The sequence below is a fragment of the Flavobacterium sp. CBA20B-1 genome, from assembly GCF_028473145.1.
Taxonomy (GTDB): Bacteria; Bacteroidota; Bacteroidia; order Flavobacteriales; family Flavobacteriaceae; genus Flavobacterium.
This window is the reverse complement of record NZ_CP092370.1, coordinates 2,475,770-2,488,701: the sequence shown is the minus strand read 5'-3', so window position 1 is coordinate 2,488,701 and position 12,932 is coordinate 2,475,770. Positions and strand designations below refer to the sequence as shown.

General features: G+C 33.7%; 12 protein-coding genes. 8 read left to right on the top strand and 4 right to left on the bottom strand.

What is annotated here, in order from left to right; translation table 11 throughout:
• Position 1: 1 nt before the first annotated feature.
• Positions 2–649, top strand: a complete 648-nt coding sequence (locus MG290_RS12220) for a response regulator (RefSeq protein ID WP_264561549.1) — start codon at positions 2–4, stop codon at positions 647–649.
• A 159-nt stretch (positions 650–808) separates the two neighbouring features.
• Here the strand turns inward: MG290_RS12220 and MG290_RS12215 are convergent, their stop codons facing one another.
• Together MG290_RS12215 and MG290_RS12210 are read right to left on the bottom strand one after the other, a co-directional pair.
• Positions 809–1,495, bottom strand: coding sequence for a YciE/YciF ferroxidase family protein (locus tag MG290_RS12215; RefSeq protein ID WP_264561548.1), 687 nt, complete (start codon positions 1,493–1,495; stop codon positions 809–811).
• A 59-nt stretch (positions 1,496–1,554) separates the two neighbouring features.
• Complete coding sequence (locus tag MG290_RS12210) at positions 1,555–2,193, bottom strand: KGG domain-containing protein (protein ID WP_272585572.1); 639 nt, start codon at positions 2,191–2,193, stop codon at positions 1,555–1,557.
• Between the two features lie 713 nt (positions 2,194–2,906).
• Here MG290_RS12210 and MG290_RS12205 point away from each other — a divergent pair.
• Genes MG290_RS12205 through MG290_RS12195 form a run of 3 tightly spaced genes read left to right on the top strand, consistent with a single transcriptional unit; the run spans position 2,907 to position 5,167 of the window.
• Positions 2,907–3,764: an SDR family oxidoreductase gene (locus MG290_RS12205; RefSeq protein WP_264561546.1), complete on the top strand. Its 858-nt coding sequence runs from the start codon at positions 2,907–2,909 to the stop codon at positions 3,762–3,764.
• A gap of 11 nt (positions 3,765–3,775) precedes the next feature.
• A complete protein-coding gene (locus MG290_RS12200; protein WP_257499695.1) occupies positions 3,776–4,660 on the top strand; it encodes an SDR family oxidoreductase in 885 nt (294 codons plus the stop codon).
• 21 nt (positions 4,661–4,681) lie between these two features.
• Positions 4,682–5,167, top strand: a complete 486-nt coding sequence (locus MG290_RS12195; protein WP_264561545.1) for a CinA family protein — start codon at positions 4,682–4,684, stop codon at positions 5,165–5,167.
• Positions 5,168–5,216: 49 nt separating this feature from the next.
• On the opposite strand, the gene MG290_RS12190 is transcribed toward MG290_RS12195, so the two are convergent.
• Positions 5,217–5,525, bottom strand: coding sequence for a hypothetical protein (locus tag MG290_RS12190; RefSeq protein WP_264561544.1), 309 nt, complete (start codon positions 5,523–5,525; stop codon positions 5,217–5,219).
• Positions 5,526–6,127: 602 nt separating this feature from the next.
• On the opposite strand from MG290_RS12190, the gene MG290_RS12185 reads away from it, so the two are divergent.
• Positions 6,128–6,403: a hypothetical protein gene (locus MG290_RS12185; protein ID WP_264561543.1), complete on the top strand. Its 276-nt coding sequence runs from the start codon at positions 6,128–6,130 to the stop codon at positions 6,401–6,403.
• An 89-nt stretch (positions 6,404–6,492) separates the two neighbouring features.
• On the opposite strand, the gene MG290_RS12180 is transcribed toward MG290_RS12185, so the two are convergent.
• On the bottom strand, positions 6,493–7,050 hold the full coding sequence (locus MG290_RS12180; protein WP_264561542.1) for a hypothetical protein: 558 nt from the start codon (positions 7,048–7,050) through the stop codon (positions 6,493–6,495).
• Between the two features lie 357 nt (positions 7,051–7,407).
• Between MG290_RS12180 and MG290_RS12175 the strand changes: the two genes are divergently transcribed.
• The 3 genes from MG290_RS12175 to MG290_RS12165 are packed head-to-tail and all read left to right on the top strand — an operon-like array spanning position 7,408 to position 12,932.
• On the top strand, positions 7,408–10,173 hold the full coding sequence (locus MG290_RS12175) for a TonB-dependent receptor plug domain-containing protein (protein WP_264561541.1): 2,766 nt from the start codon (positions 7,408–7,410) through the stop codon (positions 10,171–10,173).
• 8 nt (positions 10,174–10,181) lie between these two features.
• Positions 10,182–11,405 carry a DUF4876 domain-containing protein gene (locus MG290_RS12170; RefSeq protein ID WP_264561540.1) on the top strand — a complete coding sequence of 408 codons (1,224 nt, stop codon included), beginning with the start codon at positions 10,182–10,184 and terminating at the stop codon, positions 11,403–11,405.
• A 3-nt stretch (positions 11,406–11,408) separates the two neighbouring features.
• Complete coding sequence (locus tag MG290_RS12165; RefSeq protein WP_264561539.1) at positions 11,409–12,932, top strand: DUF6850 family outer membrane beta-barrel protein; 1,524 nt, start codon at positions 11,409–11,411, stop codon at positions 12,930–12,932.

The following is a 12,932-nucleotide window of genomic DNA, read 5'->3' as shown; positions in this document are numbered from 1 at the left end:
TATGAAGACAAGAATTGCCATCATCGAAGACAATAATTTTCTTATCAAAAGCGTGAAAGATAAATTGTCACTTTTTGAAGATATACAACTTTCCTTCACTGCAAATGACGGCGTGCAATGTATGGAAAAATTGCAGACCGATAAACGCACCGACCTCATTCTGATGGATATCGAAATGCCTCGTAAAAACGGTATTGAAACTACAGCCTTGGTCAAACAAAAATATCCTCAGATCAAAATCATTATGCTGACGGTTTTTGACGATGACGAAAATATTTTCAATGCCATACAAGCCGGAGCCGATGGTTATTTGCTAAAAGAAACACCACCAAAAGAACTCTACGATGCCATTGTGCAAACTTTGGAAGGCGGTGCGGTAATGACGCCGTCCATTGCAATGAAGACTTTGAAGTTGCTACGAAATCCACTAATTACGCTACCCGAAAATCAAGAGGAGATTACGCTGACTGCACGCGAAACCGAAGTATTGGAGCAGCTTTCCAAAGGATTGCCTTACACAGCCATTGCCGAAAATTTATTCATTTCGCCGGCCACAGTAAGAAGGCACACCGAAAACATCTACCAGAAATTGCAGGTTCATTCTAAAATGGAAGCGGTGGAAATGGCGAAGAAAAATCGGTTGATTTAATGGTTATATACAAAAAACTGTTTCCTTTTCAAATAATTATCTGAAAACAGAAACAGTTTTATTCTTCATAGCAATTTTTTGGTAGCAAAGTATCCAACCAAATGATTGGTTACAAAACTACTTTATATAGATTAACCTAAGGTTAAGATGGGTTTATATTTACTCTTCCGCTGCTTCGAAATTCACGTGTTCTTCAGCAATTTCGGTCAGTAAATAATCGGTATCCTCTTCTTCATCCAAAGTTGCTTCCAGTAAATCGGCTACTTTTTCATATCCTAAAGTTATGGCTATTTGCGCCAAACCACCGTAAGTTGCAATTTCATAATGCTCTACTTTTTGAGCACCAATAATAATTGCTACATCGCGTGTCATGGAACCGTCTTCGGTATTTTTCACCATTTCATCCACTTCTTTCAAAATACCATCAATTGCGTCGCATTTTTTCTTTTTGGCTTCTTTTCCCAAAAGTTTAAATACTTTTTCCAAACGCAGAATTTGCTTTTTAGTTACCAATTCATGGTCTTCTAAAGCTTCTTGAAGTTCTTCGCAGGTTGCCTTATTTTTTATTTTTGCAAGCGACTGCTCAATAGCTGCTTCGGCATAATAGATATCCTGCAAAGCTTCAACAAAAAAAGTTTTAAGTTCCGAGTTGCTATTTTTATCTTCCATTGATTGATTTTTTTTAGTGTTATTGTCGGTATCCTTTGAATCTGTCGTATCGTTTGTAGATTTTTCGGCAGATTTTGAGGTGTTCTTTGGTTCTTCAACAGGTATTGTTTTAGAATCTTCACTTTTTGAAGGTGCAGATTTATCAATAGTTTTTTCTTTTAGATCTTTCTGACTCATAATTTTTCTATTTAAAAAGTGATAAAGAGAGGGAGTTTTTTACGCTCCCTCGCTTTTAATTAATTATTTCTGCGTCCGCCAAATCCTGAACGGCTTCTTCCAGAGGCTTTTCCACCCATACGCGCAATTCTTGATCGCTGTGCTTTGCTCATTGATGCAAATCCGCGTTTCGAAGTATCGCCTGAGCTGTTATTTGATCCACGACCCGAGTTGCTTCTGTTAGATGAACTTCCACGGCTTGATCCTGAATTGCTTCGACTTGAATTGGAACTACCGCGTCCTGAATTAGATGAAGAACTTCTGTTAGAACTACCACTTCCTGAGCGTGAGTTAGAACTTGAACGTCTTGAGTTCGACGAGCTATTTCCTCGGTTAGAAGAAGATCCACGACCGCTTCTTGAGCTTCCTCGCCCACTGCTTGATCGATTGCTTGATCTTCCTTTTGATGAAAATCGTCCTTGAGAATCTCTTGGATGTTCTTCTTCGAAGTAGTCATCGTCGTCGTAGTCATCGTCGTCATAATCCTCATCGTCGTAATCTTCATCGTCATAATCATCATCATCCCAATCATTCATTTGTCCTTGATTGAAATCATCTTCATAATCTGAAAAATCATCATCGTAGTCTTCGTCTTCTGAGCCATCTTCATAGCCGTGTTCGTAGCCTAATTGATAAATTTCTTCGTGAATTGCACTCATATTATCATGTGTGTCATGAGAATTGCGTGAAGAACTTCCTCTTCGTCTGTTATATCTTGAATTCATAATTATTGGTATAAAAAGTTAATACATTTTACAAGTGCCGGCATACTTGTACTAATTATCAAACAATAGATATTCCTAATTTTTTATACGGTAATTATTTGTGTACCTTTTAAAATGGGACTGTTTTCACGGAGATTTCAAGCAGGGTTGCTCTTGGGAGTTCTTTTAAATATTTTAACATTTTGATCTAATTTACCGCTTGTGGGTACTGATTGATTGTATTCAAAATTTTATTGTATAGCAAATCCACTATATGAATAACATAATATATAATTTATTAAAAACAAATAGCAAAAAAATCGAAAAAAACGTAAACTATTTCAAAATAAAAGCCAATAAAAAGAATAAAAACAAATTTAATAATGATCGAAAAATTAAAAATCATATAGCATATTCATGCTATTAATGTTGTTATTTTTGAATACTATCTACACAAAAAGGGGGAAATTTCCACAACTTCACCAAATAAAACCATTTTATTGTAACACCACTTTTGCTTTTGATAAGATTGTGACTTTTAAAAGAATTGTTTGTTAACAATGTGTTACACCAATAAGGGTTAAAAATAATTTGCTTGTGAGCGATTACTGAAAATGTAGTATAGAATTTGTCTAATTAGAAATAAAATACAAATTAAATATCTCACCATGAAAAACGAGTTACAAAACAATCATCATTCATCAACAACATCTCTAAATGAAATGAATTCATTTATGAAGATTACCCCAAAATATACCACTGAATCCTATAATGGAACCGAAAAATTACTTAACAAATGTGCAGTAGTAACCGCCAGCTGCAATGGTGTGGGCAAGGCTGTTGCAATTGCTTTTGCAAAAGAAGGTGCAGATGTGGCACTTATTTACAACCACCAGCAATACGAAAAAGAGCTGAAAAGTGTAGTAAAGCTCATTGAAAAAATGGGAAGAAAGGTATGGCTTTTTAAAGCGTTTACATTTGATGAATATAAATGCAAACGCTTGTTTGAAAACATATCTAAAAAAGTAAAAAACATTGATATCCTGGTAAACACTTTTTCTATATCCAATAAAAACGATACGGAAGGTGGTCATTATTTATTACGAAAAAACGATACCTTAAAAATTCAATCGCTTTTTACTTTAGGAAAAATTGCACCCGATTTTATGGCAAAAGATGGTGTCATTATAAACTCTGCCACTTTGTGTGCCTATGCACAGCCGGATCAACTTATCTTTTATGCGGCTTTAAAAGCAGCCATAAAAACCTATACACACGAAATGAACAGAATGTTTTCGGTGGCACAAAAAAAATTGCGCATTAATGGAATTACAACTGGTTTTATATGGTCAGAATCACTGCCCAATGTTTTGCCATCATACAACAACTTACCGTCTAATATTCACTCTGTAACGCCGATGCATCCTTATGAAGTTGCTCCACTATATGTTTTTGTAGCTTCAGCAGCTTCTCATCCAATTGCAGGTGAAACATTGGATGCCGGTGGAAAAATGTATAAACTTTAAAATAGAATCGCATGAAAAAAGAAGAAAACAAACTTAGATCGTTTCCCAAACCGCCGTTTGATGAACCCAGACAAAATGCCCCTGCATCGGAACAAGATATGGAATTGAAACCCGATCATGGAGAGCAGTCTTATGAAGGATACAACCGCATGCAGGATAAATGTGTGGTAATAACTGGTGGCGACTCTGGAATTGGAAAGGCAACTGCGATTGCATTTGCCCGTGAAGGTGCGGATGTGGTGATTTCCTACCTAAGCGATATGGAAGATGAAGACGCCAAGGATACCGCAGAATGGATTCGGAAAGCGGGTAGAAAAGCGTTGCTGTTTAAGGGCGATATCACCAAAAAAGAAATTTGCCAGATGCTTGTTGAAGTCACTATAAAAGAATTTAAAAAGATTGATGTGTTGATTAACAATGCCGCTTTTCAAATGGGGCGCGAAACCATCGATGCCATTTCAACAGAAGAATGGCAATTAACCTTCAACACCAATGTGTTGGCAATGTTTCATTTATGCCAATTAAGTATTCCACACATGCCCAAAGGCAGTAGCATTATCAACACCACATCGGTAAACGCATACCAACCAAATCCTACGCTTTTGCCCTATGCTGCTACCAAGGCTGCCATACAGAACTACACTGCAAATTTAAACCAAATGCTTATTGAGCAAAAAAAAGACATACGCGTGAATGCCGTGGCGCCCGGACCTGTTTGGACGCCTCTTATTCCGAGTACGCTAATTGATTATAAAGATTTTGGTGATGACACCGCTCTAAAAAGACCAGGTCAGCCAAGCGAAATTGCTCCAATCTATGTGTTTTTGGCAACAAAAGAAGCTTCTTATATTGGCGGTGCTACTATTCCGGCAACAGGTGGTAAAATTGCTTACTAATAATTTATATTGCAAAATTATATGACTGAAATAAGCATTTTAAAATGCAGTGCTTTAATAGCCGAAAAAAACTTAAAAATTGCTTTTGCAGAAAGTGCTACCGTTGGGGCACTTTCTGTTGCTTTTGGTTTAACTCCTTATGCGGGTTCTATTTTCTTGGGCAGTATTGTGTGCTATGATGCAGACGAAAAGCAAGCGCTTTTAAAAATTCCTAAAGATTTAATTGACAGCTTTACGCCGGAATCAAGCCCGGTGACTTATGAAATGGCTTTAAGTACAAAAAAGCTGTTTAAAAAAGCTGATATTATAGTTGCCGTTACCGGATTAACCAAGGCTGGCGGCAGCGAAACAGAAGAAAAACCCGTAGGGACTATTTTTTTGAGTTTTATTTTTGAAGATCGATCTGTGCAATTAAGAGAAATTTTTGAAGGAAATTCGCATCAAATTGTACAACAAACTTTAGCAAAAGTGGCTGAAGTAATTATGGATTATCTCTCAAAAAAATAAAAAAAACCTCTCTTAATTAGAAGAGAGGCTTACCAAAGTTGATTATTAATTAATCTTGAAAATATTCATCTTTATTTTCACCTTCGCGATTTACTTTGTTTGTTTTAAAATCCTTGTTGTTTTGAACATTGGTATTCATACCGTCAGGGTTTTTAGAACCATCATATCTTTTATCATCTTGATTGGTTCGATGTTCCTCGTGTGTATGTGCAAATGGATCTTTGTTGTTTGGATCAATCTGCTGCTCGTTTGGATCGTTGAATTGATTTTGAGTATTCTGATTTTGCGGATTTTGCTGACCTTTTTGATTTTGGTTGTTTGTTCCGTCTTGTTGCTGGTTGATTTTGTTATTTTCCATAATTAAATAGGTGTTAAAATATTAGTTGATTAAATTTTGAAAGATACTTTTCCTGTATTTCATTTCCATTTTATTTGGGATGTTCCCACTTTCTATACATCAATTTGTGAACCAATGCCAAATTACTGTTCCAGATATCATTCGATAGCAATTGCTCTGGAAGAAATCAATTTCATACACCAATCCTTTTTAAATACTAATGATACAAGCCAATGATAGTTTTTTAACAATTGTGTTGCGCTGTATTCATCAACATCAAATAGAACAATACTGTCTTTAAATATGTTTTTTAGCTTAAAATAAATAATAAAACATACATTTTTAACAATTAAATAATGAATAAAACACAATTATTTACAAAAAAACAAATCAAATAAAATCAAAAACAAAATCATAACACACTCATTTTTAAAAAGATAACTGTATAAAAAATACATTATTTGTAAATAAAATACCCAACATGCATCTTTTTTATAAACCGATTGCGTTCTTGCAACACTCAAAATGAAGCGGTATGTTTTTTGCTCTACTTTTGATACTTTTCCGTTTCATCACATTTTATAGTAATCACTCATTATTATAATGAATAAAAAATAAATAGTATGAAAAATGTATGTTACAAATATGGACTAATTGGCATTTTGCTGTTATCATTTAGCGTTGTTGCATCATGCCGTGATCGAAACGACCGAAATATGGACGACCAAGGATTGTACGGAGAATCAGAACAAGAGCGCTATCATGACCCCAATGCAGATCCTTTGAATGAGCAAGATATTTCGGGAGGCACTATCGATAACCATCAAACTGATACAATCAACCGAGGTATTGACACTGTTGGCTCTGGTAAAACCACTACCGACCGAACAATGCCCTAATTACGATACCTTATGAATAAAAAAAGCGTGCGAAATTTTGTTTCACACGCTTTTTTAATGCTGTTTTTTTATATTCTTTCTAAAGCAACTTACTGCTCATTTGAGATAGCACCAGGAATTTGACTCGTAATTTCATTATCAAAAACCACTATTACATAATCTACATTTTTATGCTCAAAATCTTTTAAAACCTTGAAATAGTCTGCTATAAATGCATCAATTCTTTTGGAATAAATAAGCACTGCGGTGAGTTTATCACTAAAAAAATAGAGCTCATTATCTTTTAGTTTTTTAAAGGAAATAGAGGTGTAATCGTTTCCATTTTTTAAATGTTGATACACATTTTGCAACTCTAAATTATTCAACGCCAAACCGCATGCGTCGGGATCTTTCTCGCGCTTTCCATCGAGAATTTCAGCACTTGTTGATTGCTCTTTTTGCACGAAAGCCAACACCGAATTGTGCATTACCGTTGCTAAATCTTCTAAATCGGTTTCATTGGTTATATACACAATTTTTTGGGGATCCACCTGCCAAGACGATACAATATGCTGCATATATTGTTCAGGATTTTCATTGATTTCAAATGGTTGTGCATAAAAAAACGCGGGCATTAAAAGAGCAAACAATTGGAAAATATTTTTCATGATATAGATAGATTATCAGGTATTTTTAGTGTTTTAATACCTGAATTTGGTTAGTTCTATTGATTATTACAAACTTTTGGGTTCTAAAAGTTTCTGTTTTATTACATAAATTATACCAATAGTTTGAAAAAATTTAACTCTCTTTAAAATCACAGTAGTCAACTACTCTAATAATTATGAAATAAAAAGTATTTGGTTGTAAATATAATTTTTTTTCTGGTTTATAGAATAATTAAAATGACATACCACTACTTTAAATTACATTGCAGCTATTATTATTAAAATTTAATCTAAATAAGCTTTGAAATTTAAATTTGGTTAAATAATTTTGCAACGTTTTAAAGCCAACTGCCACTAATGCAAAAAACTTTTTCATTTTTAATCACTTTATGCTTACTATTAGTAAGTAATTTTGGCTTTTCACAAAGTTATTCAGTTCAATTATCGTTAACAGACAGCTTAAACAGACCTGTTAGCGATGCTGCAATCAAATTAACAGATTCTAAACAAAAAATATTTAACTTTAGTAGCAATAACTATGGAAAATTAGTTATCCAGTTAGAAAAAAATAGCTACATTATAGAAATTGCACATCCTGATTATAAAAAATACAAAGATCAAATCAGCATAAATAAAAATACAGCATTATCTATAAAACTTAGTTACGACGGCAATCAATTAGAAGAAATTGTTATCACCGCAAAAGAAAGTAAAGGTTTAGCCACCTCATCAAAAATAGATCGGCAAGCAATGGCTCATTTGCAACCATCAAGTTTTACTGATTTATTAGAATTACTACCAGGTGGAAACGCAAAAGACCCAAACCTAACAGGTACAAATGTTATAAAGCTGCGTGAATTTGGAAGCCGAAACAACCAATACAATACAAGTTCTTTAGGTGTGCAATTTATGATGGATGGCAATCCAATGAACACTAATGCAGATATGCAAGTATCCACCAATGAAAGTCATTCAATTAACACCGGAATGCCGTCTTCTTCTCGTAATACCTATAATACAGGTATTGATATGCGCACGATATCAACCAACGACATTGACAATGTAGAAATTATCAGAGGCATACCAACCGCATCGTATGGAGATTTAACATCGGGATTGGTTTTAATTAATAGAAAAACTGGAGAAACAGCTTGGCAAAGTCGATTAAAAATTGATGGTTTCAGTAAATTATACTACTTAGCAAAAGGCTTTAAAATAGCAAAAAATTGGAGCCTTAATACCAGTTTAGATTATTTAGATGCAAAAGCCGATCCTAGAAATGAACACGAAAACTACCAACGAATCTCGGGATCGCTCCGCTCAACTGCTAATTTAAAGCTAGCGAACAATCAATTAAAATGGCAAACTAATTTAGATTATAACTTAAGTTTAGACAATGAAACTGTTGACCCCGACAGTGGCTTTGCTCTAATAGATCGTTATCAAAACAAAAAACGATATTTAAGCGTTGTAAATAATTTTGATTACAAAATTTCTGGTGCGTTCTTTAACCGATTCCAATTAAACACTTCGATAAGAAAAGGGTTGGAAGACCTTAATCAAACCAAATTAGTACAATTTTCGGGACCACGGGTAGTTTCAATAGCAACCGAACAAGGGGTAAACGATGGATATTTTCCTGAAACCCGATACATTTCCTATCTAACAACCGAAGGAAGACCTATAGATATGTCGTTTAAATTAATTGCTGATGCATTATTTTTCACGGGTAATTTATCACACAATTTAGAATCGGGCATCGACTTTCGATACAGTAAAAACAACGGACGCGGTCAAATATATGATATTTTAAAACCGCCATCGCCAAGCATGACCACTCGCCCCAGAGGATATAATAACCTACCCGCTCACCAAAACGCAGCGTTTTTTATTGGCGATCGTGTGCAATATGATTTTAATACGCATGGATTTTTGTTTTATGTGGGTGCAAGGGTTTCAAAAATGATAGGCTTACCAAAACAATATGCGTTAGCTGATAAAACTTATATAGAACCCCGTGCAAATTTTCAATGGAATGCCCCCATATTAAAAATAAATAATAAAGACTTAAAAACCGATGTTACCTTAGGGTATGGCTCGTTGTACAAACAACCAACGCTACTGATGCTTTACCCCAACTTACGCTTTTTAGACTTTCAACAGCTAAATTTTTATCATAACAATCCTGATTTGCGCTATGTTAACTTCATGACCTACGTTGTCAACCCTACGAACTATGATTTGCTCGCCGCAAAGAATGTTAAAAAAGAAATTAGACTTGATTTCTCGTACGAAAAGCACAACTTTTTTATCACCTATTTTAATGAAGATATGAAATCAGGGTTTCGCAACGATGTACAATTCACCACCTATTATTACAACCGATACGATGCTACAGGTTTAGATTTAGAAAACATGACCGAAAAACCAAATATTAACGATTTACCTTACGAACAACGATATGAATTTTTGGGAAACAGTACGCAGCAAAACGGTAGTAGAACTTTAAAAAAAGGGATTGAATTTGGTTATAGTTCTCCGCGCTTTAAAAATCTAAACACACGAATAACCCTAAATGGTGCTTGGTTTAAGACACTTTATGAAAACACCACTCCTTTGCACGAAAAACCTAACCAATCTGTTGGTGGAATATCATTTCCTTATGTTGGAATTTATAAAAACGATTATGGGTATATCAACACAGGGTTACGCTACAATTGTATTATTGATACTTATTTAAAAGATTTAGATATGAATATTTCTGTATCATTACAAGGAACATTGTTTTTAAACGAAGAGCGAACCAAACGGATGGCAGAACCTTATGCGTACTACGATAAAGACGGAAATATTTTTGAATTTCAAGAAACAGATAGAACAGACACCTACAAACAGTGGTTAATTCGAAATGTAACCACAACTGATAATTTAGCTACCGAATATACCTTCGATATGGTTGCCAATTTAAAAGTAACCAAGCGAATTTATGACAATGTAAATGCATCTTTATTTGTGAACAGGCTTTTTAGTTATTATGCCCCTTACACTTTTAACAACCGCACAATAGAACGCAATTTATGGAACGAACCATATTTTGGAATGGAATTAACGTTTAATTTTTAATATATATTATGAAAACTAGATTTTTATTAATGTTTTTAGCCATAATTGGCCTAACAATCACTACAGTATCTTGTAACAGTGACGACAGTGGTAATGCTATCGTCCAAACTCCAAGTAAATTAACATTGACCTTTTCAGGTGATAACATTGCTGAAATTAAATCAATGCAGGTTTCCTTTAAAGAAACAAATTCAGGTGAAATTATATCAAAAGAAGTAAGCAGTACACCTTTTGAAATGGATTTAAAAAAAGGATCTTACACAGCTACTGCAAATGGTACAGTTGTTTTAAAAAGTGGTGAAGAAATGGAAACAGCCGGAACCATTAGTTTTGATTTAACAACAGACACTCAAAACATCAACATACCTCTAAGTATTAAAGCTTTTAATGAAGATTTCATTATAGAGGAAGTTTTTTTCACAGGTGTACAAACCTTAGAGGGAAAAGCTTATAACTCTGGTAAATATTTTAAGCTAACAAACAATACTGATAAGGTTTTAAACACAGCCGGTTTGTTGATAATGAAATCAGAATTTAACCCTTCACTAAAATACGATATATCTCCCGAAATTCGTGAACAAGCATTTGCAGTAAGCGGTGTATTAATGATTCCTACAAATTTAGGAAAAGAAGTACAACCGGGCGATTTTGTTGTAATTGCAGATATGGCAACTAATCATAAAACAGCAAATATACCTGCGTTCGATTTAAGCAATGCCGATTATGAATTTCCAAATTTAGATAACCCTGCATTGGGACAAGTTGATAACCCGGCAGTACCAGATGCCACTGTTATTTATACAACTATGAACTATAACATGTTCTTTTTACACAATCGTGGATTAGAAAGTTATGCCATTGCACGTTTTCCTGCAGGGGAAACAGTTGAAAGCTGGTTAGCAAATCACAAGTATGACTACCAATATCCAAACCAAGCGGGGAACATCACTCAGAAAAGTGTTTATACAATACCAAACGAATGGATTCTTGACGGTGTGAATTGCGCGGTGCCGGCAACATGGTTACACAATCCATTGGCAAGTTCAATTGATAGTGGATATACTGCATGCGGAACAATTAATAGCGACCCAGAACGCTTTGGAAAAACAGTTCGAAGAAAAATAATCGGTACGAAGGAAAACGGTAAACCATTATACAAAGACACCAATAATTCTGATGTTGATTTTACAAAATCATCATCATCTAGTTTTGAGAACGGAATCGTTCATTAATCTATGAAAAATAGTTGTTCCAAACTGATTCTAATTTTGATCATTTGTATGGGTTTTGTTGGTAATGCACAAGATTCACTTACATTATACCAGCACATAGATAACCAAAATGACCAACTTAGAATTTTAAATAAAGAATACTACTATAATCCGGCAAATATGACGGACTATAGTAGCTATTCTTTTTCGAATATCGCTTTAAATTATCAAACTTCGAACAAAGAATCATATCTTTTGCAAGAAGGTGCATCACACAAGAAGTTTAATTTTGAAACTAATTCGTATAAAAAAGTTACCAAAAATTTGACTTTGTGGGGCAACGCTTCTTATACAAATACACAAACCGAAAAAATTCAATGGAACAACAATATTGATATTGAACGAATAAACCCCTTTGTTATTGCTGATTCAATCGGTGGAAAAATGAATTTGCAAACTTATAATTTTAGAGGTGGCTTTGCCAAAAATATTAATACATTTACTTATGGTCTGCAATTGGCATACACGGCAAGTTTAAATTATAAAACCCAAGATCCCCGACCAAAAAACACTACATCTGATTTACATTTATTGTTTGGTACTAATTATAATTTGAATAATCGTTATAAAATTGGTTTAGCTGCGGGTTTAAACAGATACATACAAACATCTGCTATAAAATTTTCTAGCGAAATAAGGCAAAATGCATTGTATCAAATGAATGGTTTAGGAACCTATAATTTCTATTTTAGCAATAAATCACAAAGTGCGTCTTATACCGATTTTTCACATAAATATCTTGTTTCATTAGGGTCAACAAACAATTTATTTTCAATAACAGCTGGTACTTTTTTTGGTAATTTAGTAAAAAATATAGAATTAAGTGGAAACAACACTTATGAAACTAATAGATTGGCAATTAAAAAAAAATTTGCAAGTATTACTAAACTCTATAAATTAAATTACAAATTTACAATTGGTGGTAAAATAATCTATAACAATATAAATAATACTGGAACAGAAATCTTATATACAACTAACACCGATGTTCTATCAAAACTGTTAGAAAATAAAAATTATTATTTAAAGAGTGATGAGTTTAATTTCAATTTTATTATACAATTTAAACAGACCACTTCTAATTTTTTTGCTCAACCTTTTTATACAGTAGTTTCTACGGAAGAAAGTACACAAAGCAATTCATCTTATCAAAATTTCAAATACAGTTTTATTGGAACAAAACTGTTTTACTTACAACAATTAAACAGTAAAAACAGTATAAATGTGAACGCAAACATTTACCAACGTCAATTACAATATACCAGAAATAATTTGGCTGTATCGCAAATCAAAGGCATTAATGAATGGTTGATTCATGATCTTAATATAAAAAAAACAAATTATACGGCACTAGAAGTTGCTGTTAGATACGACAAAAAACTAGCGTTTACCCAATCAATTTATAGTATATTCGCATTTGATTATTATCGGTTTACTAATGAAACAAATAATGTACAATTAACTTTAAGTTTAGGAATCTCTTTTTAA

Bases quoted from the DNA above. Each gene is read 5' to 3' on its own strand.
- MG290_RS12220 (WP_264561549.1), top strand. From the start codon at position 2: ATGAAGACAAGAATTGCCATCATCGAAGACAATAATTTTCTTATCAAA.
- MG290_RS12215 (WP_264561548.1), bottom strand. From the start codon at position 1,495: ATGAGTCAGAAAGATCTAAAAGAAAAAACTATTGATAAATCTGCACCT.
- MG290_RS12210 (WP_272585572.1), bottom strand. From the start codon at position 2,193: ATGAGTGCAATTCACGAAGAAATTTATCAATTAGGCTACGAACACGGC.
- MG290_RS12205 (WP_264561546.1), top strand. From the start codon at position 2,907: ATGAAAAACGAGTTACAAAACAATCATCATTCATCAACAACATCTCTA.
- MG290_RS12200 (WP_257499695.1), top strand. From the start codon at position 3,776: ATGAAAAAAGAAGAAAACAAACTTAGATCGTTTCCCAAACCGCCGTTT.
- MG290_RS12195 (WP_264561545.1), top strand. From the start codon at position 4,682: ATGACTGAAATAAGCATTTTAAAATGCAGTGCTTTAATAGCCGAAAAA.
- MG290_RS12190 (WP_264561544.1), bottom strand. From the start codon at position 5,525: ATGGAAAATAACAAAATCAACCAGCAACAAGACGGAACAAACAACCAA.
- MG290_RS12185 (WP_264561543.1), top strand. From the start codon at position 6,128: ATGAAAAATGTATGTTACAAATATGGACTAATTGGCATTTTGCTGTTA.
- MG290_RS12180 (WP_264561542.1), bottom strand. From the start codon at position 7,050: ATGAAAAATATTTTCCAATTGTTTGCTCTTTTAATGCCCGCGTTTTTT.
- MG290_RS12175 (WP_264561541.1), top strand. From the start codon at position 7,408: ATGCAAAAAACTTTTTCATTTTTAATCACTTTATGCTTACTATTAGTA.
- MG290_RS12170 (WP_264561540.1), top strand. From the start codon at position 10,182: ATGAAAACTAGATTTTTATTAATGTTTTTAGCCATAATTGGCCTAACA.
- MG290_RS12165 (WP_264561539.1), top strand. From the start codon at position 11,409: ATGAAAAATAGTTGTTCCAAACTGATTCTAATTTTGATCATTTGTATG.